This window comes from Variovorax sp. J22P240 (assembly GCF_030316855.1).
Classification (GTDB): Bacteria; Pseudomonadota; Gammaproteobacteria; order Burkholderiales; family Burkholderiaceae_C; genus Variovorax.
Window position 1 is genome coordinate 35,200 of the sequence record NZ_JASZYR010000011.1, and the last position, 22,900, is coordinate 58,099.

The 22,900-nt window shown below is 66.4% G+C and carries 18 protein-coding genes; 4 read left to right on the top strand and 14 right to left on the bottom strand.

Going from position 1 to position 22,900, the window contains the following annotated elements:
- Positions 1 to 43 precede the first annotated feature (43 nt).
- Positions 44 to 877 carry an amidohydrolase family protein gene (locus tag QTI24_RS22590; RefSeq protein ID WP_286603534.1) on the top strand — a complete coding sequence of 278 codons (834 nt, stop codon included), beginning with the start codon at positions 44 to 46 and terminating at the stop codon, positions 875 to 877.
- A gap of 139 nt (positions 878 to 1,016) precedes the next feature.
- Positions 1,017 to 1,739, top strand: coding sequence for an outer membrane lipoprotein (locus QTI24_RS22595; protein ID WP_286603535.1), 723 nt, complete (start codon positions 1,017 to 1,019; stop codon positions 1,737 to 1,739).
- Here QTI24_RS22595 and QTI24_RS22600 read toward each other — a convergent pair.
- The 4 genes from QTI24_RS22600 to QTI24_RS22615 form a co-directional block, all read right to left on the bottom strand.
- Positions 1,693 to 2,502 carry an alpha/beta fold hydrolase gene (locus QTI24_RS22600; RefSeq protein WP_286603536.1) on the bottom strand — a complete coding sequence of 270 codons (810 nt, stop codon included), beginning with the start codon at positions 2,500 to 2,502 and terminating at the stop codon, positions 1,693 to 1,695. The genes QTI24_RS22595 and QTI24_RS22600 overlap by 47 nt on opposite strands.
- Positions 2,499 to 3,527: a M14 family zinc carboxypeptidase gene (locus QTI24_RS22605; RefSeq protein WP_286603537.1), complete on the bottom strand. Its 1,029-nt coding sequence runs from the start codon at positions 3,525 to 3,527 to the stop codon at positions 2,499 to 2,501. The genes QTI24_RS22600 and QTI24_RS22605 overlap by 4 nt, the downstream gene beginning before the upstream one ends.
- A gap of 241 nt (positions 3,528 to 3,768) precedes the next feature.
- The gene (katE, locus tag QTI24_RS22610) at positions 3,769 to 5,952 is read right to left on the bottom strand and encodes a catalase HPII (protein WP_286603538.1); all 2,184 of its coding nucleotides are present in this window, start codon (positions 5,950 to 5,952) and stop codon (positions 3,769 to 3,771) included.
- A gap of 15 nt (positions 5,953 to 5,967) precedes the next feature.
- A complete protein-coding gene (locus QTI24_RS22615) occupies positions 5,968 to 6,114 on the bottom strand; it encodes a hypothetical protein (protein WP_286603539.1) in 147 nt (48 codons plus the stop codon).
- A gap of 325 nt (positions 6,115 to 6,439) precedes the next feature.
- On the opposite strand from QTI24_RS22615, the gene QTI24_RS22620 reads away from it, so the two are divergent.
- Positions 6,440 to 7,267, top strand: a complete 828-nt coding sequence (locus tag QTI24_RS22620; RefSeq protein ID WP_286603540.1) for a transglutaminase-like domain-containing protein — start codon at positions 6,440 to 6,442, stop codon at positions 7,265 to 7,267.
- Between the two features lie 7 nt (positions 7,268 to 7,274).
- On the opposite strand, the gene ligD is transcribed toward QTI24_RS22620, so the two are convergent.
- The 3 genes from ligD to QTI24_RS22635 form a co-directional block, all read right to left on the bottom strand.
- Positions 7,275 to 9,824, bottom strand: a complete 2,550-nt coding sequence (gene ligD / locus QTI24_RS22625) for a DNA ligase D (protein ID WP_286603541.1) — start codon at positions 9,822 to 9,824, stop codon at positions 7,275 to 7,277.
- A 12-nt stretch (positions 9,825 to 9,836) separates the two neighbouring features.
- Complete coding sequence (gene ku, locus QTI24_RS22630) at positions 9,837 to 10,820, bottom strand: non-homologous end joining protein Ku (RefSeq protein WP_286603542.1); 984 nt, start codon at positions 10,818 to 10,820, stop codon at positions 9,837 to 9,839.
- An 89-nt stretch (positions 10,821 to 10,909) separates the two neighbouring features.
- Positions 10,910 to 12,388, bottom strand: a complete 1,479-nt coding sequence (locus QTI24_RS22635; protein WP_286603543.1) for a DUF1254 domain-containing protein — start codon at positions 12,386 to 12,388, stop codon at positions 10,910 to 10,912.
- Between the two features lie 237 nt (positions 12,389 to 12,625).
- Here QTI24_RS22635 and QTI24_RS22640 point away from each other — a divergent pair, with 237 nt between their 5' ends.
- A complete protein-coding gene (locus tag QTI24_RS22640; RefSeq protein ID WP_286603544.1) occupies positions 12,626 to 13,846 on the top strand; it encodes an MFS transporter in 1,221 nt (406 codons plus the stop codon).
- 13 nt (positions 13,847 to 13,859) lie between these two features.
- Here QTI24_RS22640 and paaZ read toward each other — a convergent pair whose 3' ends face one another.
- From paaZ to paaE, 7 genes are all read right to left on the bottom strand, one after another.
- A complete protein-coding gene (gene paaZ / locus QTI24_RS22645; protein WP_286603545.1) occupies positions 13,860 to 15,905 on the bottom strand; it encodes a phenylacetic acid degradation bifunctional protein PaaZ in 2,046 nt (681 codons plus the stop codon).
- 23 nt (positions 15,906 to 15,928) lie between these two features.
- Positions 15,929 to 16,669 (bottom strand): ABC transporter ATP-binding protein, encoded by a 741-nt coding sequence (locus tag QTI24_RS22650; protein WP_286603546.1) that lies wholly within the window; start codon positions 16,667 to 16,669, stop codon positions 15,929 to 15,931.
- A gap of 165 nt (positions 16,670 to 16,834) precedes the next feature.
- Positions 16,835 to 18,661 carry a branched-chain amino acid ABC transporter ATP-binding protein/permease gene (locus QTI24_RS22655; protein WP_286603547.1) on the bottom strand — a complete coding sequence of 609 codons (1,827 nt, stop codon included), beginning with the start codon at positions 18,659 to 18,661 and terminating at the stop codon, positions 16,835 to 16,837.
- Between the two features lie 124 nt (positions 18,662 to 18,785).
- Complete coding sequence (locus QTI24_RS22660; protein WP_286603548.1) at positions 18,786 to 19,814, bottom strand: branched-chain amino acid ABC transporter permease; 1,029 nt, start codon at positions 19,812 to 19,814, stop codon at positions 18,786 to 18,788.
- Between the two features lie 147 nt (positions 19,815 to 19,961).
- A complete protein-coding gene (locus tag QTI24_RS22665) occupies positions 19,962 to 21,116 on the bottom strand; it encodes an ABC transporter substrate-binding protein (RefSeq protein WP_286603549.1) in 1,155 nt (384 codons plus the stop codon).
- Between the two features lie 49 nt (positions 21,117 to 21,165).
- Positions 21,166 to 21,789, bottom strand: a complete 624-nt coding sequence (locus QTI24_RS22670; protein ID WP_286603550.1) for a TetR/AcrR family transcriptional regulator — start codon at positions 21,787 to 21,789, stop codon at positions 21,166 to 21,168.
- Positions 21,790 to 21,813: 24 nt separating this feature from the next.
- On the bottom strand, positions 21,814 to 22,899 hold the full coding sequence (paaE, locus tag QTI24_RS22675; protein WP_286603551.1) for a 1,2-phenylacetyl-CoA epoxidase subunit PaaE: 1,086 nt from the start codon (positions 22,897 to 22,899) through the stop codon (positions 21,814 to 21,816).
- Position 22,900: the final 1 nt, after the last annotated feature.

Genomic DNA, 22,900 nt, shown 5'->3' on the forward strand with positions numbered 1-22,900 from the left:
CAGGCATGGTAGGCACGGCACGACGCCACTCACTCGAACTCCCATGACGACCATCTTCGAAGAGCCCAAGATCGATTGCCACAATCACATCTTCGACCCCAGCCGGTTTCCTTACGCGGCGGCCACGCACTATCGCCCGAACGGCCAGGAATCGGGGTCGGCCGATCTGTTCATGGCGGTGATGGATGCCTACGGCGTGCGCCACGCGCTGGTGGTGGGTCCCAACTCCGGCTACGGCACCGACAACCGGTGCCTGCTCGATGCGATTGCGCGCAGCGCGGGCCGCTTCAAGGGCATCGCCGTGGTGGACAACGACGTCTCGCTCGATGCGCTGGCGGGACTGAAGGCGCGGGGCATCGTCGGCGTCGCGTTCAATCCGTCCTTTCTGGGTGTGGACTTCTACCTGTCTGCCGGCGAACTGCTTCACAAGCTGAGCGAACTCGATCTCCTGCTGCAGGTGCAAGTCGAGAAGGACCAGCTCCCCGCTCTGATGCCCCTGCTCGATGGCTCCGATGTGCGCCTGGTGATCGACCATTGCGGCAAGCCGCATCCCGATGCGGGCCTGCATCAGCCGGGCTTCCAGACGCTGCTGGAACTCGGTCGCTCCGGGCGCGCGTTCGTCAAGTTGTCGGGCTTCGCGAAGTTCTCGCAGAAGGCGCATCCGCATGAGGACACGTGGCCGTTCGTGCACGCGCTGGCCGACGCGTTCACGCTCGATCGCTGCATGTGGGGGTCCGACTGGCCCTACCTTCGCGCGACGGAACGCATCGACTATGGGCTGCAGCTGGCCCTGATCAAACAACTTTTTCCGGACGACGCCGACCGCCGCAAGCTGTTGTGGGAATCGCCTCGACGCCTTGTGGCATGGGATGAATGAGGCGCTGACTCGCATCCGCTGAATGCCTCGCGTCCGGCCTGATGTGTAGGACCGCGTCGCATTGACAGGTCTTTCGCCATGGCGATGCTTTTTCCTGAGTTCCGCTGCTACCAGCAGCGCACACGAAAGGGGAATATCCATGAACACGACGTCCATCGACCCGACTACCGTCGAACGCACTCCGACTCATTCATCACCGAAGGTACTCTGGGCGGCCATCGGCACGCTGGCCGTCGCCGTGGCCGCGCTCGGCGGCGTGTTGCTGCACCAGCAGGGCCGCAACGGCGCGCCAGATGCCGCCACCATCGCCGCGGCACCCGCTACACGGGCGCCGGCACCGGACGACTTCAAGCCCGATGAGCCGCAGCCTGCCGCGCCTGTTCCTCCGGCGGTGAACAGCGCTGCCTTTCCGCGTGCGACGACACTGCCGCCGCCCGTGAGGGCACCCGAGGTCCAGCCGCCGAAGGTCGCGCAGGCAAGCCCCGCTCCGGGCCCGGCACCTGCGCCGGCGAGAGCCCCCGTCTGCTCCGTCTGCGGTCACGTCGAATCGGTTCGCACCGTGGAGCACCCCGCGCCGGCGACCGGTGTCGGCGCCGTCGGTGGCGGTGTCGTCGGCGGCCTGATCGGCAACCAGATCGGCCACGGCAACGGACGCACGGCGGCCACGGTGCTGGGCGCGGTCGGTGGTGGCTTCGCGGGCAACGAGATCGAGAAGCGCACCCGCACGGTGACCAGCTACCAGGTGAGCGTGCGCATGGAGGACGGATCGCTGCGCACCGTCGAAACCAGCACCGCACCGCCGATCGGCAAGGCGGTCACGCTCCAGGGGAAGGTGTTGCGTCCGGCGGATGGGCGGAAGTGAGCGGGCTGCGCGCGCCGAGCCCCGCCCATCGGGCGACCTGCTCGACCACCCACGGGCCATCGTCCAGCGGCAGGTCGTGGCCGGCGGTCGGATGTTCGAGGATCGCCGCATTCCATTGCCGCGCGAGTTGCCGTGAGCACTCTGCGCTCACGAGCGCATCGCGGCGGCTCGCGAGCACGAGCAGGGGCACGGACGGCGCATCGACCGGTGCCTGGTAGCGGGCAGCCGCCAGCAGTTGGCGCAGGGCGTTGATGCCCGACACCGGGCGCGCCTCGCGCAAGGCCGTCCATTCGTCGATCACGCGAGCGTCCGGCGCCAGGTGCCGGCTTGTGAGGCGCAGGACCGTCTGCTCACGCTGTCGACTCGTCTTCGCCCCGGCCACCACGCCGAGCACCGCGGCGTAGTTGGCGGGCCGCAGCCGCTGGTACCAGCGGCTGAACGGGCGCAGGCTGGTGTTGACCAGTACGCAGCCCGCGAGTTCTTCGGGGTGACGGAATGCCCACTCGACCGCCACCATCGCACCCAGCGACATGGCGAGCAGATGAAAGGGAGGTGCATGGCCCGATGCCGCCATCTGGTGCCGGCAGTCGTGCATCGTCGCTTCGATGCTCGTGGGGCTCTGCGCTTGGTTCAAGCGGCCGTTGCCGGGGAGGTCGATCGCCACCACACGCGCACCGGGCAGCCGCGCGCGCAGCATGTCCGGGAACGCTCCCCAGTGGCCGCTCTCGCGCGTGAGCCCGCGCAGCAGAACCCATGTGCTCATCGCACCGGCCCTTCGTACCATCTCGCCATCGCCTGATCGCGATGGCGCTCCCTGTCGTTGCCTGTCGGCACCCAGCGCTCATGGCTGCATGCGGCGCGCGTGATGAAGTCCAGCCACCCCACGTGCCGCCGCAGTACGCGTTGCTGACGATGTGCGATCACCGGATTGAACATGCCATGACGCGAGAAGATCTGTCGCGGATTCTTCTTGACCCACAGCCAGGAGCCCATCTCCAGCGTCAGCGGCAGGAACACCGATCCGGGCTTGGCATCGCATGCGCGCAGGTACAGGTGGTCCCACAGGTCGCCATGCGCCATGTACTGGCGGCTTTGCGGTTCCAGCACATAGCGATGGTGGAGCAGCGCGCCATCCACGATCTCGCACAGCGCGTGCATCTCGGGCAGGTGGGCGATGGGACGCGAGCTGTGCGCGAACGGAAACCAGATCCGGTCGCTGAGGCCGAACCCGGAATGGCAATCCACCGCGATGCTGAAGGGACGCACCGTCAGCTCCGCCTCGACCAGCTCGCACAGCGCAGCGCTCTCCCTTTCCATGGGTGCACCCTGCGCCCCGCGGTACCACGGCAGCGCGGCGCTGACGCGCTGGCCTCCGATGAGGTAAGGCACGCGTTCAGCGGACTCCACGGGCGCATTGCGCATGAGATCGACGCCGTTCGGATTCGCGCGCGTGCCGCGCCACAAGCCGCCCGGATTGACGAGCGGCATGAACACCAGCCGCACGGTCTCCAACTGCCGGTGCAGCGTCTCGTCCCATGGCAGGCGCATCACGAGGCTGCGCAGGTAGGCGATCGTCACCTCTGCGCCGATGCGCTCCAGGCCATGAACACCGCCGAAGAACCCGACGGCTGGCGCCAGGGGGCTCGCGCTGCCCAGGATGAAGGCCTCTACCGGAAAGCGCGCTTCGCCCGCCGACACTTCGCACAGCACGCGCCGCGACATGTGCACGCCGGCCAATTCGGAGAGTCGCTGCAGCTCGATCAGTTCGGGCAGATCTCTGGGAGTCACACGGGCGAGTGGATGGTGGAAGTGCGCGCAGGATAGCCGCAGCGCCTGCCATCAAGCCGTCACACAGGCCCGCTACGGTGACGTGACCATGCCCCGAATCGTCCATCCTTCCTTGCCGAGTCCAAGCCATCCCTTCAGGGGTGTCGGGTTTGCCTTGCTATGGGGCGCGATCGAGTTGGTGGCGCTCGCGCGCTCGCGCTGGGCTGCGCAGCATTCCAGGCGCTGACCGCGCGGTCGGCGACTACGCCGGCACGCCCTCCACATTGGCGCGGTCCCAGTGCCGGTGTTTCGCGATCGCCGCGATGAAGTCGTTGGCGATCTTCAGCGCGGCGGCGTCGTCGCCCAGATTGGTCACGGGCGTGGCGGCCACGATCACACCGGCGGGCGCAGATTTCCCGTCATGCCCGATGCCGAGCGTCGCCAGCATCTGCACGCCCTCGCCCACCGTGCAGATCGCCTTGCAGTGCTTGTAGGCTTCCAGCACGAAGTGCACCGCATCGCCGTTGCGCGCCATCGCCTCGACACCTTGCGCGCCCGCAGGCACCAGCACCGCATCGAACATGACCGAGGGCATGTTGACGAAGGTCGCGTCGACGTCGAGCTGCCGCCTGGATGCGCTCGCGATCGTACCCAGCCGGGGGCCGACCACCTTGCACAGCGCGCCAGCCTGTTCGATGGCTTCGCGAATGGGCTTGAGCGAGGCCGAATCGACGCCGTCCGCGACGAGGATCGCGACTTTGCGCGTCTTGATCGAGCCGTCGCCAGTGTCGAGCATGCTGAGCGCTCTCGACTCGTCGATCGGCATCGTGAAGCGGTGGTCGCGGAAACCCGCGCGTCCGGCCGCGGCCTTCGCATCGGGCGCATTGATGCCCAGCGGCTCCGCCACGCGGCGCGCGAGCTTCTCGTCGACGTGCGCGAGGTTGTCCACCATGCGCTGACGGACGGCCGGCACCTCGACCTTCGACAGCTCGAAGCGGAACGCAGCAATGATGTGCTCCTTCTCCGCCGCGCTCTGGCTGTTGAAGAAGAGCCTCGCCTGCGTGAAGTGATCGTCGAAGGACGGACTGCGCCGCCGAACCTTGGGCGGCTCCAGCGCCTCGGGGAATGGCTGGAAGCCGCCGCTGCCACCATCGATCCGGTATTCCTTGCCGTCGATCAGCGAGTGTGGTTCGTATGCCACCTGGCCCCGCGCAATGGTCTGGCGATGCATCCCGTCGCGTTGGAAGTTGTGGAACGGGCACACGCCCTTGTTGATGGGCAGCTCATGGAAGTTCGCGCCGCCGAGCCGCGAGATCTGCGTGTCGGTGTACGAGAACAGGCGTCCCTGGAGCAGAGGGTCATTCGTGAAATCGATGCCCGGCACCACGTGGCCCGGATGGAAAGCGACCTGCTCGGTCTCGGCGAAGAAGTTGTCCGGGTTGCGGTTGAGCACCATGCGCCCGATGCGCTGCACCGGCACCATCTCTTCCGGAATGATCTTGGTAGGGTCGAGCAGGTCGAAGCCGAAGGCGTGCTCCTTGTCCTGCGGGACCATCTGCACGCCGAGTTCCCATTCGGGGAAGTTTCCGCCCTCGATGGCTTCCCAGAGGTCGCGCCGGTGGAAGTCGGCATCCTTGCCCGCGATCTTCTGCGCCTCGTCCCAGGCCAGGCCGTGGATGCCGAGCTTGGGCTTCCAGTGGAATTTGACGAAGTGGCTCTCGCCGCGCGCGTTGACGAAGCGGAAGGTGTGGACGCCGAAGCCTTCCATCATCCGCAGGCTGCGCGGAATGGCCCGGTCCGACATTGCCCACATCAGCATGTGGGTACTCTCGGGCATCAGCGAAGCGAAGTCCCAGAAGGTGTCGTGCGCGCTCGCGGCCTGCGGCATCTCGTTGTGCGGTTCGGGCTTGACGGCGTGGATGAGGTCAGGGAATTTGATCGCGTCCTGGATGAAGAACACCGGGATGTTGTTGCCCACCAGGTCGTAGTTGCCCTGCTGTGTGTAGAACTTGACGGCGAACCCTCGCACGTCGCGCACCGTATCGGCCGAGCCTCGCGATCCGGCCACGGTCGAGAAGCGCACGAAAACGGGCGTCTTCACAGCCGGGTCTTGCAGGAACTCGGCGCAGGTGAACTGCGACATCGACTTGTAGACCTCGAAGTAGCCGTGCGCCGCCGATCCCCTTGCGTGAACCGCCCGCTCGGGAATGCGCTCATGATCGAAATGGGTGATCTTCTCGCGAAGGATGAAATCCTCGAGCAGCGTCGGGCCCCGCACGCCCGCCCGCAGCGAGTTGTGGTTGTCCGGTATCTGAAGGCCCTGGTTGGTGGTGAGTTGGGGCGTGTTGTCGGCGGTAAAGGCGGCCAGTTGCTCTTGTTTGGCATTGCTGCCATCACCGCCCTTGGTCGGGCGACGACCGGCGGCCGCCTTGTTCTGTTGCGTCATCGGGGATCCTTCAAATCAGCCGGTTTCCGTTTCGAAAAGCATGTTCAGCACACTGACCACTGCCACCACACCGACGATGGCGGCCGCCGACGCCACCACCCAGATAAGGAATTCGTCGATCCAGGATTCACCGAACAGGCCAAACAGGGTGGAAAGATCCATGTTTCGCTCCAGGCTTGTAGGTAGAGGGAGGGGGTCGGCGCTGCACAGCTTGTCGGGCGCTTCGGCTCTGGGCCGACTTACAAGCTTATGCAGGGCCGCCCGTCCTGGCCGTAGTGGCGCCGCGCTCCGGCGTGTCGGAACGCCCAGTTGTCGGCGGTAGGACCGCGCTGACGAGAACCCCCGTTGAAGATGGACTACGCGGCTTCGCGGGATCGTCGACGTCGGGCGAAAGCGCCCAGGACTAGGATGGGACGAATCGGATCGGGCACCGAAAATGCTTGATCCCCCTTTCGCCCCTCGAACCATCTCCCAAGGTCAGCGAACCATGCTCATCAAAATCGGTTTCGACATCGAACTCGGCGTCACAGCGCCCACAGCGCTGATCTACATGCTGCGGGTGCATCCTTCGCGTGCGGCGGACATCCAGTCGGGGGAGAGCTTCACCATCAGCCCTCCCCTGCGCACCGACCACTACACCGACGCATTCAGTAACCATTGCGCGCGGGTGGAAGTTCCCAGCGGCGTCAGCAAGGTGCGCTTGCGCAACGAGGCCGTGGTGTTCGACACCGGCTGGCCCGACCCGGTCTCCCCCACCGCCGTGGAGCACGCGCCTGCCAATCTGCCAGTCGAGACACTGCAGTTCCTGCTGCCGAGCCGCTACTGCGAGGTCGACAGTGAACTCCTCCAACTCGCATGGGCGAAGTTCGGCGGCGTGCCGCCGGGCTGGCAGCGCGTGCAGGCCATCTGCGACTTCGTGCACGGGCACCTGCGCTTCGACTATCAGCGCGCGAGGGCCACGCGCACGGCACTGGAGGGCTATCGCGAGCGGACGGGCGTCTGCCGCGACTTCACGCATCTGGCGATCACGCTGTGCCGGTGCATGAACATCCCGGCGCGCTACGTGACGGGCTATCTCGGCGACATCGGCATCGCACCCGTGCCCTATCCGATGGATTTCAGCGCCTGGTTCGAGGTCTACCTGGGCGACCGCTGGCACACTTTCGATGCGCGCCACAACATCCCGCGCATCGGCCGTGTGGTGATCGCGCGCGGCCGCGATGCGGCCGACGTGCCCATCACGATGGTGTTCGGTGTCAATACGCTGGAGCGCTTCGAGGTGACCACGAACGAAGTGCTGCCTGTGGCGGCCTGAGGCGACTTCACTCCGGCGCGTACCCCAGCAACTTCATCGCCGCGCCGATGGACTTGCGGCTCTTCTCCATCCCCTCCCATGGCTTGTTGCCCGTGGGCACGCGGCGAGCGATGTTCCTCACGGTCCATTGCGACGCACTCGTGAGCGTCGGCAGCTCGTCCCATGTGAGCGGTACCGACACGCCCAGCCCCGGACGCGAGCGCGCGGACCACGCGCTCACCGTGGTCGCGCCAAAGCCGTTGCGCAGGTAGTCCACGAATATCTTGCCGACGCGGTTGCGCGGCCCGCTCTTCGCGACGAAGCGCTCGGGGATGGTGTCCGCCAGGTGCTGCACCACGGCTTGCGAAAATCCCTTGACCGTGTCCCAGTCGTAGTGGCGCCGGATCGGCACGACCACGTGCAGGCCCTTGCCACCGCTGGTCTTGAGAAAGGCCGGCAGACCCAGTTCGGTGAGCAAGGTCTGCACCAGCATGGCCGCCTCCTGCATGCGGGCCCAGGCGACGCCTTCGCCGGGATCGAGGTCGAAGGTCATGCGGTCGGGCTTGCCGATGGCGTTCGAGGTCGCGTTCCAGGTGTGAAGTTCGATCACGTTCATCTGCGCGGCCGACAACAGGCCGCGCTCGGTGTCGATCTGCAGCAGCGGCTCGTGGCCCGGATCGAGCGCCGGGTCGAGCAGCTTGACACCCGGCAACTCGTCCTGCTTCAGATGCTTCTGGAAGAACAACTCCCCGCCGACCCCTTCGGGCGCGCGCACCAGCGACACGGGCCGGCCTTTGAGGTGGGGCAGCATGAGTTCTGCCACCTGGTGGTAGAAGGCGGCGAGTTCGCCCTTGGTGGTGCCGCTTTGCTCGTCGATCACGCGGTCGGCGTTGGTGATGCGTTGCGTCATGGGCTTGGTGGCTCCTTTGCCTGCCTTGCTCGCCGGCGTGAGTTCGGGCGCCTGCGCCGACTCGCGGCGGATCTGGCGGGCCGGCTTGTCGGCGCGCAGGCCCTGGAAGACCGAATGCCGGATGCGCCCGTCGCGCGTCCATTCGCCGAAGGACACCTCGCACACCAGCACGGGCTTGACCCATTGCGCCTTGACGCCGGCCGGGCGGGTTTCGAAAGCGCTCTCGTCGGCCTGGTGCTTGTCGAGCTTCGCCTTGATGTCCGCCAGCCGGCTGCCGTCGAAGCCGGTGCCGACGTTGCCGCAGTACTGCAGCGCGCCCTCTTCGTCGTAGACGCCGAGCAGCAGCGAACCGAAGCCCGAGCGCGATCCCTTGGGTGCGGTGTAGCCGCCGATGACGAATTCCTGCCGCCGCTGGTTCTTGAGCTTGATCCAGTTCGGCGAGCGGCGCGAGACATAGCTCGATCCCTTGAGCTTGCCGATGATGCCTTCGAAGCCCAGGTGCGCGGAGGACGCCAGCAAGTCGCGCGGCGACACTTCGAAGGCCTCGCTGAGGCGCAGCGCGGCAGGCGGCTTCTTGCCTAGGAGGCGGACGAGCTGCGCGCGACGCTCCTCCACCGGCAGGTCGCGAAGGTCGCGCCCATCGAGAAAGGGCACGTCGAAGAGCCAGTAGACGATGGATGCCGTGGCACCGCTATCGAAGGCGTTCTGCAGCGCCTGGAAGTCCGGTGCACCCTTCTCGTTGTCGACGACGATCTCGCCATCGAGCCACGCCGAGCGCGTGGGAAGCTTCGCCAGCGCCTGCGCCAGCTTCGGCAGCTTCGAGGTCCAGTCGTGGCCGTTGCGGGTGATGCACTGGACCTTGTCACCGTCGATACGCGCCAGGAGACGGTAGCCGTCGAACTTCAACTCATAGAGCCAGTCGTCCGGATCGGAGGGCGGCGTCGATGCCAGTGTCGCCAGTTGCGGCGCGAGCGTGGCGGGCAATGTGGCCTTGCGTCCAGGAGCTTCAGAACTTTTCGCGGCGGCCTTCTTGCGCCCGGTGGGTGCCTTCTTCTCGGGTGGTGCTGGCTTGCCATAGGTGATGTGCGGCGGGTCGTCCACGTCCCTGCCGCTCAGCACGCTGTCGGGCAGGACCTCGACGATGTCGTAGTCCGCGAGCGGGCGCGCTTCGCCGTCCCTTTCCTTGATGAGCAGCCAGGGCTCCTGCTTTTCGCCCTTGCCGCGCATGCGCACGAGCGTCCAGTGGCCGCGCAGCTTGTCGCCGCGCAACTCGAACTTCAGCTTGCCTTCCGCCAGGGCCTTGCGCGCGTCGCCTTCGGCAGCCCATTCGCCACGGTCCCACACGATGACGGTGCCGGCACCGTACTGCTTGGGCGGAATTGTGCCCTCGAAGCTCGCATAGGAGATCGGATGGTCTTCCACATGCACGGCCATGCGCTTGACCGCGGGATCGAGGCAGGGCCCCTTCGGCACCGCCCAGCTCTTGAGCGTGCCGTCGAGCTCCAGCCGGAAGTCGTAGTGCAGGCGACTCGCATGGTGCTTCTGCACGACGAAGGTCAACGCTCCGTTGGCGCCCACCTTGCCGCCCGTGCGAGGCTCCGGCGTCTTCTCGAAATCGCGCTTGCCGTGGTACGGCGCCAGCGCTTCGCGTTCACTCGACCTGGCCACGGTCGCGCTGCCTCAGGCGGCCTTGCGGCGTGCGGCCGTCTTGGCAGGTGTGCGCTTGCGGGCGGCGCTCTTGGCGGCGGGCTTGCGGGCTTTGGGCTTTTCCTCGGGCTCCTCCTTGCCCTTGCCCTTGTCCTTGTCCTTGTCGTCGGCGCCGGCCTTGCCGCCACCCTTGCGCAGGCTGCGTTGCAGCAGCTCCGTGAGATCGAGGATCTTGGCGCTGCTCTTGCCGGTTTCCTCCTCGGGCTCGGGCTGCGTCACTTCCTCGGTCTGGCCGGCCTCCACCTTCTCGTCGACCAGCCGCATGATCTCGTCCTTGAAGGAATCCTTGTAGTCGTCCGGATCCCAGTCGGCGCTCATGTCGTCGACCAGCTCCTTCGCCATCTTGAGCTCGCGCTCTGTCAGGCCGGCTTTCTTGGCGCTTTCCGAGGGCAAGGGCAGGTCCTTCCAGGGCCGGATGTCGGCACCCCATCGCAGCAGGTTCAGCACCAGCCCCGGCCCGGTGGGCACCAGCACGGCCAGATGCTGCTTGGTCTGGATCACGACGCGCGCGATGCCGACGCGGCCGCTGCGCTGCAAGGTTTCGCGCAGCAGGGCGTAGACCTTGGCGCCGCGATTGATAGGTGCCACGTAATAGGGCCGCTCCAGGTAGACGAAGGGAATGCTGTCCGCCGGCACGAAGGCCTCGATCTCGACCGTCTGCGTGGTCTTGGGATAGGCGGCCGCGATCTCCTCATCGCTGAGCACCACGTACTGGTCATCCTCGTACTCGATGCCTTTCACGATCTGCTCGCGCGCGATCTCCTTGCCGGTCTTCTTGTTGACGCGCTTGTAGCCCACCGGATCCATGGTGCGCTTGTCCAGCCAGTTGAAGTCAATGGCGTGGTCGACCGTGGCCGAATACAGCGCGACGGGGATGTGCACGAGGCCGAAGCTGATCGCGCCTTTCCACAGCACGCGGGGGGCGGGGGTCTTCGGGGAATGCTTGGATGCAGGCATGGCGTAGTTCTCCAAGCTGGCACCCTAGCTTGCAACGCCGCGAACCGATGTAGGAACACGGCGGCGGCGGGCGTCAGGGCCGGGCGCTGCTACTTCGACACCACCACCACGGCCGGCGGCTTCCACGTGCCTTCGCCGGCCGGCAGTATGGATGGCTGTGATGTCTTCGGCCAGTACAGGCGCATCACCAGGTACATGGGCCCGTCGGGCGCCGGCAGCCAGTTGCGCTCCAGCGCCTTGCCGGGGGACTTCTTCCGGATGTACAGCGTGAGCGAACCGTCAGGATTCTTCTTCATGCCCTGCCGCATGGGCGCGTTGATCAGATAGCGATTGATCGGATTCTTGATGAGCAGCTGGCTCTTGCCGTCGTACATCGTGACGGACCAGAACGCGTTCACCGGCGGCAACTGTCCGGCCGGGAAGGTGAGCGTGTAGTTGTGCTTGCTCCCATCCAGCAGCTCGCCGGTCGCGGTGGTGCGCGTTACGGGGTAAGTGGCCTCCACCGCATCGTTGCCGTAGATGCCGCCCTTGGCGGCCGCGGCGCGCAGCAGCCAGTCGCCCTTGTAGAAGTCGCGGTCGCCGAAGGCCGACCCGACTTTCCAGCCGTTGATGTCCTTCGTCCCGCTGTTGAGGCGCTTGTCGATCTTCTCGTCGCCTTCCTTCATCCCGAGGCCGACGGCGGCCTTGTGCCCGGGCGAGAGGTCCCTGAACTCGAAGGGCTTGCCCGGGCCGACGCCGATGCGCGCGATGCGGGCCCGCACGGCAGCGTCTTCCCGCGTCTGCGGAACGTAGAGGAGCGCGGCGTCGAGATACTCGAAGAAGTTGTCCTTGATCCCGGCGGTCGTGGCCGGAAGGAACTTGAGCGTCGCCGGGGCCGCCGGCGGCGGCTGCTTCAGGAAGGCGGACAGCGTCTGCGCCTTGTAGCCGGCCTGCACCTTCACGACGTTCGGCATGTCCTTCGCGTTGAAGAGCTGAGTGCGGAAGATGGCGACGGCAAACGGGGTGGTCGAGGCAAAGACCTTCCGGATGCCGCGCGGCGTCGGCCCCTTCCAGCCGGGGCCGGCCACCATGTAGCTCCCCGGGTCGTTGCCCATGGCACGGCTGCCGACGTAGCCGAAGTTGTACGTATTGCCGTCGACAAGCTGCACCGAGTAGTAGCGCCGCTTGTCCACCGCCGGCACCGAGATCACCATCGGCTCGGCCCGCAGGTCCATCCACAGCATGGAATAGGGCGTGTCGCTGTTGGGCGTGACGACAGCGGTGTCCTGGTAGGTGTAGACGCGCGCCTCGTTGTTGATCTCGTTGAAGGGCGCCTTGTACTGCGGGCCACCCTTGTCGACCGCGTATTCGTTCATGACCGCATAGTTCATGACGAGCGGCAGACCGTAGATGAAAGCCTCCTCGGCGATGGCCTTGGTCTCCACGAGGCCGGGGGGCGCCTTGTCCGCCCGTGCGGCCTGGCTCACCGCATCGTTCGTGCCGGCGCAGCCTGCGAGGAGCGCCACCGCGGCCACGGTGACGACACCGGCTGCGGCCCTTCTCATGAACAGCTTGAGTTCGGTATTCATGTCAGTTCCTATCCGGCTTCAACGGGTCGTTGGGCAGGTCGGTCCATTGTTGAATCGTGTGCCTGGGAGCACGCGGATTTGAGCGCAGCCATGTGCCCATTGCAAGGCATCGGCCGATGGCCGAAAGGGCTAGGCCTTATGCCCACGAGCGCCCCGCGAATTCAATCGCAAGAAGCGGAGTTCGCGTCGGATGGCGACTGCCTAGACTTCGGCGGCACTCTCCAACCTCGGTCAGTCATGCGCCCCCACCTTCCACGACCCTTCTTGAACCTGGCATGGTCGAACCTCGCTGCGCAGTCTGCCGAGCAACTGAGCCTTGCCGCGGCGCCCCTGGTGGCCGTCCTCGCGCTGGGCGCCGGACCCGGCGAAGTCGGAATGCTGGCGGCCGCGCAGACCTTGCCATTCCTGCTGGCATCCATGCCCCTGGGGATGTTGGCGGACCGCATGCCACGGCGCCAGCTGATGTTGTGGGCGGAAGGGTTGAGAGCCTTCTCACTGTTGGCCATGCTGGCAGCGCTCCTCTCGTCTGCCTTGACCATCGCGTGGCTCGCATTGCTGGGATTCCTCGGAGCGATCGGCACTGTCGGCTTCAGCGTCGCCGCCCCTGCGCTGGTACCCGCACTCGTGCCGCGCGGGTCGCTTGCGCTGGCCAATTCCAGGCTCGAACTCGCCCGGAGCGCAGCATTCACCGCCGGGCCCGCACTCGCGGGATCGCTGGTTTCCTGGGCGGGCGCGGCTACCGCCTTCACCCTGGCCGCAGTGCTATCGACCTTCGCGATCCTCCTGCTGCTGCGGTTGCTTGAACCATCGCGTCCAGCATCGCCAGCGCGGCATCCGCTCGTGGAGGTTCGGGAAGGTGCAAGCTTCGTGTGGCGCGAGCCGATGTTGCGTCCGATGCTGGTCACCGGGGTGATCTTCAACCTCTCGTGGTTCGTGCTTCAGGCGGCCTATGTGCCTTACGCGGCTCGCGTCCTCGACATGAGTGCAGAGACGATCGGCCTAACTCTCGCGATGCTCGGTGCAGGCATGGTGGCAGGCGCCATGGTGACCTCGCGCGTTGTCGCGGCAATGCCGTTCGGCAGGGCGATTCAGGTCGGACCTGTCGTGTCGGTGCTTGCCGCGTTGGCGATGGCCTCTACGCTGCTGATCCCCCACGCGGCGCTCGCAGCCCTGTCTTTCGTCCTGTTCGGAGCCGGGCCGATGGTCTGGACGATCACCTCCACCACGCTGCGCCAGAGCGTGACCGCGGGCCCCATGCTCGGCCGCGTCTCGGCAGTTTTCCTGACCGCCAACGCCGGTGCGCGACCCCTAGGTGCTGCCCTGGGAGGCTTGGTGGGATCGACGTACGGTGAATCCGCCTGCCTTCTCGTGGCACTTGCAGGGTTCGCGATTCAAGCCTTCGTGATTCTCGGGTCGCGCGTCACATCCTTGCGCAGTCTCCCTGTCCCGGCGGCATGAACGGCAAGCCGGCTCAGCCGCGCTTGGCCACCAGCGTCAGGATGTCGTAGCTCGCCACGAGTTCGCCGTCCTGGTTCGTCACTTCCACGTCCCAGGCCACCACACCCTGGCCGACGCCGTTGGCATCCTTCTTCTGGCGATCGATCTTGCGCTTGCAGGTGAGGCGGGCGCGGATCGTGTCGCCGATGCCCACGGGCTTGACGAAGCGCAGCGTGTCGAGCCCGTAGTTGGCGAGCACTGGTCCGGGCGCCGGGGAAACGAAGAGACCCGCCGCTGCGGACAGCACGAAGTAGCCGTGCGCGATGCGCTTGCCGAAGGGACTCTCCTTCGCGGCGACCTCGTCGAAGTGCATGTAGAAGTAGTCGCCCGAGATGCCACCGAAGGCGACGATGTCGGCCTCGCCCACGGTGCGCCGATGCGTCAGCAGCGAATCGCCGATCTCCAGGTCTTCGAAGTGCTTGCGGAAGGGATGCACTTCGGACTCATTGAGCTTCGCGCCGCGCATGTACTCGCCAGTGACCGCCGCCAGCATGGTGGGCGAGCCCTGCAAGGCAGCGCGCTGCAGGTAGTGCTTGACCGCGCGCAGGCCGCCCAGCTCCTCGCCGCCGCCCGCTCGGCCGGGGCCGCCGTGCTTGAGGAAAGGCAGCGGCGAGCCATGGCCCGTCGATTCTGCCGCGGCCTCGCGGTCCAGCACGAGCAGACGTCCATGGTGCGATGCCGCCACGGGGATGGCCTTGGCGGCCGTTGCGGGATCCTTGGTGACCAGCGTGCCGACAAGGCTGCCGCGACCGCGTGCGGCCAGGGCCAGCGCTTCGTCCAGGCCGTCATACGCCATCAGCGTGCTCACGGGGCCGAAGGCTTCCACGTCATGCACGGCGTCATGACGCAACGGGTCGCGTGACAGCAGCAACGTCGGCGAGAAAAACGCGCCTTCGGACACGCCCTCGCCCTGCGGCGAGAAACCGTCGCGCTGGCCGTAGACCAGTTCCGCACCTTCCATCAAAGTGCGGACTCGCTCGGCCACGTCGGCCTGCTGCGCATGCGATGCGAGCGCGCCCATGCGCACGTCCTCGCGGGCCGGGTCGCCGACGACCATCTTCGCGAGGCGCGCACGCAGTTTCTCGGCCACCGCATCGAGATGCTGACGCGGCACGATGGCGCGTCTTATGGCGGTGCATTTCTGGCCGGACTTGACCGTCATCTCGCGCGCCACTTCCTTGACGAAGAGATCGAACTCCTCGTCGTCTGGCGACACGTCGGGCGCGAGGATCGCGCAGTTGAGCGAATCGGCCTCGGCATTGAAGGGGATCGAATGGCGAACGATGTTCGGGTGCACGCGCAGCTTGGCCGCGGTGTCGGCCGAGCCGGTGAAGGTGACGACATCGGAGCCGTCGAGACGGTCGAGCAGATCGCCGGTGCTGCCGATCACGAGCTGCAGGCTGCCCTCCGGCAGCAGGCCCGAGCGGTGCATCAGGCGCACCAGCGCTTCGGTCAGGTAGCTGGTGGAGGTCGCCGGCTTGCCGATGCAGGGCATGCCCGCGAGGAAGCTGGGCGCCCACTTTTCCAGCAGACCCCACACCGGGAAGTTGAAGGCATTGATGTGCACCGCGACACCGCGCCGCGGCACCAGGATGTGCGTGCCTGCGAAGCCACCCTTCTTGCCGAGCGGCATCGCCGGGCCTTCATGCACGAGGTTGCCCGAGGGCAGCTCACCGCCGCCGATGCCCGCATAGGCCGCGAGCGTGCCCGCGCCGCCTTCGATGTCGATCCAGCTGTCGGCGCGCGTTGCGCCGGTGTGGGCCGAGATGGCATACAGCTCTTCCTTGTGCTCTGCCAGGTACTTCGAGATGGCGCGCAGGCGCTGGGCACGTTGCTGGAAGTCCATGGCCAGCAGCGCAGGCAAGCCGACACTGCGCGCATGGTGAAGCGACTCGCCGAAGTCGATCGACTCGGCATGCGTGCTCGCCACCGGACGGCCGTTGACGGCGCTCCGGAGCACTTGCGCGCCCTGTTCGCCGAGCCAGCGTCCGCCGATGAAGCTTTGAAGGATCTGAGTCATGGAATTCTCCGAAGGTGGGTGGTTCAGGCGGCAACGGCGTTCTTGTTGCCCAGCCCGAGGTAGGTGTCGATGATCCGGCGGTCGTGCAGCAGCGCGTCGGCCTCGCCAGTGAGCGCTACAGCGCCGGTCTCCAGCACATAGCCACGGTCGGCTACCTGCAAGGCGGCCCGCGCGTTCTGTTCCACCAGCAGCACCGAGACGCCGTGCGAGCGCAGGGACGACACCACGTGCAGCACCTCGCGCACGATCAGCGGCGCGAGGCCCAGCGAAGGCTCGTCCAGCATCAGCAGGCGCGGCCGGGCCATCAGCGCGCGACCGATGGCGAGCATCTGCCGCTCGCCGCCGGAGAGCGTGCTGGCGAGTTGCGCACGGCGCTCCTTGAGGCGCGGGAAGATCGCGAAGACCTCCTCCATGCGCTCGCGCTGGTCGCGCTTGCCGGTGCGCCAGCGGTAGAAGCCGCCGAGCAGCAGGTTGTCCTCGACCGGCATTTCGCCGAAGAGTTCGCGGCGCTCTGGCACCAGCGCCACGCCGCGTGCAACCATTGCCTCGACGCTGGGCCGCGCGATGCGCTCGCCCGCGAGCGTTAGGCTTCCGGTGGAGGGCAGCAGCCCCATTGCTGCGCACAGCAAGGTCGTCTTGCCAGCGCCGTTGGGGCCGATGACGGTGACGATCTCGCCTTCGTCCACGCGAAGCGCGATGCCATGCACGGCCTCGACGGCACCGTACGCGACGCTGAAATCCTGGAGTTCGAAGAGCGGGTTCATGTCAGTGCTCCATCTCGTCGTCACGAGATCCGCGACGTATGAAACCGGCATGGCCCAAGCCCGGGAATACCGCGGAACCGGCTTTGCCGGGCCGCAGGTACTGCCCCCGGAAGGGGGTTGGCGAAGCGACACGAAGTGCGCGGAGACTGGGGGTGAGTGTCAGTGTCATGCGGCCATCGGAATCGGTTCGTCGCTGCCGCCCAGATAGGCGTCCAGCACACGGGGGTTGCACTGCACCTGTTCAGGTGTTCCTTCGGCGATGACGGCGCCGAACTCCAGCACGGTGATGCGGTCGGCGAGGTTCATGACGAACTCCATGTCGTGCTCGACGACGAGGATGCCCAGGCCTTCGGCGCGCAGTTGCGAGAGCAGGGTCGCGAGCGCCTGTTTTTCGAGGTGGCGCAGACCTGCGGCGGGCTCGTCGAGCAGCAGCGCCGCGGGTTGACCGGCCAGCGCGCGCGCGATCTCCACCACGCGTTGCTGGCCGAGCGCGAGCGACGCGGCCGGCGCATCGGCATGTTCGGCCAGGCCACATCGCTCGATCTGACGGCGTGCCTCGGCCAGCAACGCGGCCTCCTCGGCGCGGTCCAGCCGCAGCATCGCGGAGAGCCAGCCGCGGTGCCCGCGCCGGTGCGCGCCGAGCGCGACGTTCTCCAGCACGCTGCGCGTGCCGAGCAGGCGAACGTGCTGGAAGGTACGGCCGAGTCCGCGCGCGGCGTAGTCGCGCGAGGGCTTGCCATTCATCGACTCGCCCATCAGGCGCACTTCGCCTTCGGTCGGATCATCGACGCCGGAGATCATGTTGAAGAAGGTGCTCTTGCCGGCCCCGTTCGGCCCGATGAGCGCGTGCACCTCGCCCGCTTTCAGCGTCATCGCGACCGCATTGTTGGCGACGAGGCCGCCGAAGCGCTTCGTGACCTTGTCGGCTTCGAGCAGCATTTCGCCAGATGCCGGCAGCTTGCGGCTGGCAAGGGAAGCGATGGCCTTGGCCTCGCGCACAGGCTCCGGTTTCAGGAAGCGGGAGGACACGCGTGCCAGCGTCGGCCACAGCCCTTCGGCAAAGCGCTGCAGCACGAAGAGCATCAGCAGGCCGAAGACGATCACCTCGAAGTTGCCGCTCGCGCCGAGCAGCTTCGGCAGAATGTCCTGCAGTTGCTCCTTGACCAGCGTGATGAGCGTCGCGCCGAGCACTGCACCCCACAGATGCCCCGCGCCGCCGACCACCGCCATGAAGAGGTACTCGATGCCGATGTTCAGGTTGAAGGGCGTCGGGTTCACGAAGCGCTGCATGTGCGCGTAGAGCCATCCCGACAGCGCCGCCAGCAGCGCCGCGAGCACGAACACCTTGACGCGGTAGCGCGCGGTGTCGACGCCCATCGACTCGGCCATCACCCGACCGGACTTCAGCGCACGGATGGCGCGGCCTTCACGCGAATCGAGCAGGTTGTGCAGCGCCCACAGCGCCAGCAGGAGCGCGGCCCAGATCAGCGGGCCCAACGCGCGCGGTGATGCGAGCGAGAAGCCTGCGATCGTCAGCGCCGGCAGACCGGTGATGCCGGTCTGGCCGCCGAGGAACTCGAGGTTGCCGAACAGGAAGTAGAGGCTCAACCCCCACGCGATCGTGCACAACGGCAGGTAGTGGCCGGAGAGCTTCAGCGTGATGGCACCGAGCCCCCACGCGACGAGGAAGGTGAGCACGAGTCCCAGCACCAGTCCGACCCAAGGCAACAGGCCCGGAGCGACGAGGCCGCCCAGAGCTGCCGCCGCGGCCGGCGATGTGCAGACCCATGCCGTCGCATAGGCACCGATGGCGACGAATGCAGCCTGGCCGAAGGACGTCATGCCGCCGACGCCGGTGAGCATGACCAGCCCCGCAGCGACCATCGAATAGAGGCCGATGTAGCTGAACATCGTGACGGTGAACTCGGGCAGCCAGGCCCAGCTGAGCGCCAGCGCCGCGACGAAGAGCAGTGTGAGGTGACGCCTTGTCATGCCAATGGCTCCTGGGTGCAGCGCATGAAGACAGAAACACCGCGGAACCGGCTCTGCCGGGCCGCTGGTGTTGCCCCCGGAGAGGGGGAGTGCGGCCACACGAAGTGGGTAAGCATGGGGGTGATCACTCCTCGTCCTCCACATGGCGACTGCGGAGCGAACGCCACCACAGCACGGGGATGATCAGCGTGAACACCAGCACTTCCTTGAACGCGCTGGCCCAGAACGAGGAGAAGGCTTCAAGCTGGCCCACCAACAGCGCGCCGAGCAGCGCAATGGGATAGCTCGCCAGCCCACCGACGATCGCCGCGACGAAGCCTTTGAGGCCGATGAGAAAGCCGGTGTCGTAGTAGACCGTCGTCAGCGGCGCGATGAGCAGGCCGGAGACGGCGCCGATCAGCGCCGCCAGCGCAAAGCTCAAGTCTCCCGACAGATCCGTCGGAATGCCCATGAGACGCGCGCCGACGCGGTTCATCGCCGTGGCGCGGAGCGCCTTTCCGATGATCGAACGCTCGAAGAAAAGGAACATCAGCACCACCAGTGCGAACGCGACGCCCACCACGACCATGGACTGGCCGGTGATCGGCACGCCCCCGATATCGAGACGAGCCTCCGAAAATGCCGGCGTGCGCGAGCCTTCGGCACCGAAGAAGAGCAGCCCCAGGCCAACCAGTACGCCATGCAGCGCAACCGAGACGATCAACAGGATCAGCACCGTCGCATCCGCCAGCGGCCGGTAAGTCAGCCGGTACAGCAGCGGCCCGAGCGGCGTGATCAGCAGCAGGGTGGTGACGGCCTGGAGCGCCAGCGACGATGGCCGCAAGCCCAACACCAGCGCAGAGGCCAGGGCAGGGAAAGCAACCGTCCACACCAGCGTCGCCTTCCACTCCACCGTGGCGCCGCGCTTCCAGCGCCAGCCCTCTACCGCGAGCGTGGCGGCCGCCAGTGCGAGCAGCAGCCACAGCGTGGCCGGCACACGCCCGGCAGTGAGCGCCGCCATCGACAACGCGCCGAAGGCCACCAGTTCGCCCTGCGGGATGAAGATCACCCGCGTGACGGAAAACACCAGCACCAAGGCCAATGCCATCAGTCCGTAGACCGCGCCATTGACGATGCCGTCCTGCCCGAGCAGCAGGGCAATCTGAAGATCCATGTCGGTTCCAATCCATCAACCCGCGTCGCCATGCCCTATGCCAGGAACACCGCGGAACCGGCTTTGCCGGGCCGCTGGTGTTGCCCCCTGCAAGGGGGTTGGCGCAGCGACACGAAGTGCGCGAAGCCTGGGGGTGTGCTTAGGTGTTCAGGGGCTCGGCGGCAGATACTTCCACGCGCCGTTCTCGATCTTGACCATCACGCGTGCGCGCTGATCCAGACCCAGGTGGTCGTTGGCCGTCATGTTGAACACGCCGTGCGCGCCGGGCAGTTCCTTGACTTGCTCCAGCGCATCACGCAGCGCGGCGCGGAACTCCGGCGTGCCGGGTTGCGCCTTCTTCAGCGCGACAGGCACCGCGGCAGCCATCAGCAGGCCGGTATCCCACGCATGCGCGCCGAAGGTCGAGACCGTGCCCTTGCCATTGGCTGCCTCGTAGGCCGACACGTAGGCCAGCGCGGACTTCTTCACCGGATTGGCGGCGGGCAATTGATCCGCCACGAGCACCGGGCCTGCCGGCAGGAAGGTGCCTTCGACATCCTTGCCACCCACGCGCAGGAAGTCGGCATTGGCCACGCCGTGCGTCTGGTAGACCTTGCCGGTGTAGCCGCGCTCCTTGAGGCTCTTCTGCGGCAGCGCGGCCGGCGTGCCGGAACCGGCGACCAGCACCGCGTCGGGCTTGGCCGACATGAGCTTGAGGGTCTGGCCCGTGACGGAGGTGTCCGTGCGCGCATAGCGCTCATTGGCGACGATCTGCAGCTTCTTCAGCTCGGCCGCCTTGCTGAATTCCTGGAACCACCCTTCGCCATAGGCGTCGGCAAAGCCGACGAAGCCGACCGTCTTCACGCCATTGGCGGCCATGTGCTCAGCGATGGCGAGCGACATCATGATGTCGTTCTGCGGCGTCTTGAAGACCCAGCGCTTCTTGGCATCGACCGGCTCGACGATGCGCGCGGAGGCAGCCATCGAGATCATCGGCGTCTGGCTTTCGGAGATCACGTCGATCATCGCGAGCGAGTTCGGCGTCGTGGTCGAGCCGAGGATCACGTCGACCTTGTTCTCGGAGATCAGCTTGCGCGTGTTGTTTACGGCCGCCGTCGTGTCGCTCGCATCATCGAGCACGATGTAGTTGATCTTCTGTCCGCCGATGGTCTTGGGCATCAGCGCGATGGTGTTCTTCTCGGGAATGCCCAGCGAGGCGGCTGGGCCGGTGGCCGAGACCGTCACGCCGACATTGATGTCGGCCTGCGCGAGCGCCGAGGCGAGCAGCATCGCGGCCAATGCGAGGGGTTTGAGGCATTTCATGCGGTTGTCTCCGTTGTGGTTGATTGAAAAATGAAAAGGGGGGTAGCAATCAGATGTCGACAGACACGATGCGCTGCGGCACCTTGACGGCCGGAAGTCCACCGAGGAACAGGTCGGCGACCACGGGCGCCATGGCGTCGTAGTCGAGGTCGCCGTCGGGCCGCATCCAGATGAACATCCAGTTGATCATCCCGAACAGCAGCATGGTCAGCGGCTTGGCGAGCGAGGCCCTCTTCAGGTCGGGCCGCAGTTCGATCACGGCGCGTGCGAAACCGTTGACGACGGTGCGCTGCGTGCCGAGAACGCGCTGGCGGTCGGCGTCTTCCATGAACTTGACGTCCTCGGTCAGCACGCGGTGCGCATGCTTGGCGCCGGCGTACTCCTCGACGAAGCGCCGGATGAGTTCACGCAGCTTCGCCTCGGGCGGCAGCTTCTGGCCCTCGACGTCGGCCACCAGGTCTTCGAGGCGGGACACATGGTTCTCGGCAATGCTCACCAGCAGGCTGTATTTGTCGCGGTAGTAGTGGTACAGCAACGCCTTCGAGAAGCCGCAGGCCTCGGCCACCTGGTTCATCGAGGTCGCTGAATAGCCCCGGTTGGCGAACAGCTGCGCGGCATGATCCAGGATCATTTCGCGCTGATCGTCGTATCCGGGTGAGCGTCCTCGGGCCATGGGGTTCCTTCTTGCTTGCCGCTTCTAGCGTTCGTCGAATGAAAGCACCACGCGCTCGGTGAGCGGATGGGCCTGGCAGGTGAGAACGAAGCCGGCCGCGACTTCGTTCTTGTCCAGTGCAAAGTTTCGCTCCATTCGGACCTTGCCTTCGACGAGCTTGGCGCGGCATGTTCCGCACACACCGGAGGTGCACGAGAACGGCACTTCCATGCCGGCCGCCGAGGCGCAGTCGAGGATGCTTGGCTGGTCCTTGCGGAACTCGATCTCTCGTTGCAGGCCGTCACGGATGATGACGATCTTCGCCAACTCGGCATCGCCGGGGCGCGCCTCGTGGATGACGGCGCCCACCGGTGCGCCTTCCGGCGCGGCCACGCCGAAGCGTTCGATGTGGATGCGTTCCTCGGGTACCCCGGCGGCCAGCAAAGCGGCTTCGGCTTCGTCGTTCATCTGGAAGGGGCCGCAGATGTAGACATGGTCGATGGTGCCGGCGGGCACCACGCTCGACAGGAACTCGCCCAGCTTCTCGCGGTTCATACGGCCCATGTTCAGCGGCGCATCCGTCGGCTCGCCGGAGAACACGTGATGCAGCACGAGCCGTGTCATGTAGCGGTTCTTCAGATCCTCGAGTTCTTCCTTGAACATCGTGGACTGCAGCTTGCGGTTGGCGTAGATCAGCGTGAAGCGCGAATTCGGCTCGCGCGCAAGGACCGTCTTCATGATCGACAGGATCGGCGTGATGCCGCTGCCGCCGACGATGCCTACATGCTGGCGGCGCGACTGCGGCTCGATAGGCACGAAGAAGCGGCCCTGCGGCGCCATCACGTTGATGGTGTCGCCGGGCTGAAGCTGCTCGTTGATCCAGTTCGAGAAGGTGCCTCCCTTGACCTTGCGCACTCCGACGCGCAATTCGCCGTCGTCGATACCGGCGCAGATCGAATACGAGCGGCGCAGGTCCTGGCCGTCGATGTCCTTGCGCAGCGTGAGGTACTGGCCTTGGGTGAAGCCGAAGACGTCGCGCAGGTCGGTGGGTACGTCGAAGGAGACAATGACAGCCTCGTCCGTGTCGGGCTCGATCGCACGCACGCGCAGGGGATGAAACATGACGCTCATG

What these genes read in the sequence shown, in the direction of transcription:
- QTI24_RS22590 (WP_286603534.1), top strand. Translation starts at nt 44, where the DNA reads ATGACGACCATCTTCGAAGAGCCCAAGATCGATTGCCACAATCACATC.
- QTI24_RS22595 (WP_286603535.1), top strand. Translation starts at nt 1,017, where the DNA reads ATGAACACGACGTCCATCGACCCGACTACCGTCGAACGCACTCCGACT.
- QTI24_RS22600 (WP_286603536.1), bottom strand. Translation starts at nt 2,502, where the DNA reads ATGAGCACATGGGTTCTGCTGCGCGGGCTCACGCGCGAGAGCGGCCAC.
- katE (WP_286603538.1), bottom strand. Translation starts at nt 5,952, where the DNA reads ATGACGCAACAGAACAAGGCGGCCGCCGGTCGTCGCCCGACCAAGGGC.
- QTI24_RS22615 (WP_286603539.1), bottom strand. Translation starts at nt 6,114, where the DNA reads ATGGATCTTTCCACCCTGTTTGGCCTGTTCGGTGAATCCTGGATCGAC.
- QTI24_RS22620 (WP_286603540.1), top strand. Translation starts at nt 6,440, where the DNA reads ATGCTCATCAAAATCGGTTTCGACATCGAACTCGGCGTCACAGCGCCC.
- ku (WP_286603542.1), bottom strand. Translation starts at nt 10,820, where the DNA reads ATGCCTGCATCCAAGCATTCCCCGAAGACCCCCGCCCCCCGCGTGCTG.
- QTI24_RS22635 (WP_286603543.1), bottom strand. Translation starts at nt 12,388, where the DNA reads ATGAATACCGAACTCAAGCTGTTCATGAGAAGGGCCGCAGCCGGTGTC.
- QTI24_RS22640 (WP_286603544.1), top strand. Translation starts at nt 12,626, where the DNA reads ATGCGCCCCCACCTTCCACGACCCTTCTTGAACCTGGCATGGTCGAAC.
- paaZ (WP_286603545.1), bottom strand. Translation starts at nt 15,905, where the DNA reads ATGACTCAGATCCTTCAAAGCTTCATCGGCGGACGCTGGCTCGGCGAA.
- QTI24_RS22650 (WP_286603546.1), bottom strand. Translation starts at nt 16,669, where the DNA reads ATGAACCCGCTCTTCGAACTCCAGGATTTCAGCGTCGCGTACGGTGCC.
- QTI24_RS22655 (WP_286603547.1), bottom strand. Translation starts at nt 18,661, where the DNA reads ATGACAAGGCGTCACCTCACACTGCTCTTCGTCGCGGCGCTGGCGCTC.
- QTI24_RS22660 (WP_286603548.1), bottom strand. Translation starts at nt 19,814, where the DNA reads ATGGATCTTCAGATTGCCCTGCTGCTCGGGCAGGACGGCATCGTCAAT.
- QTI24_RS22665 (WP_286603549.1), bottom strand. Translation starts at nt 21,116, where the DNA reads ATGAAATGCCTCAAACCCCTCGCATTGGCCGCGATGCTGCTCGCCTCG.
- QTI24_RS22670 (WP_286603550.1), bottom strand. Translation starts at nt 21,789, where the DNA reads ATGGCCCGAGGACGCTCACCCGGATACGACGATCAGCGCGAAATGATC.
- paaE (WP_286603551.1), bottom strand. Translation starts at nt 22,899, where the DNA reads ATGAGCGTCATGTTTCATCCCCTGCGCGTGCGTGCGATCGAGCCCGAC.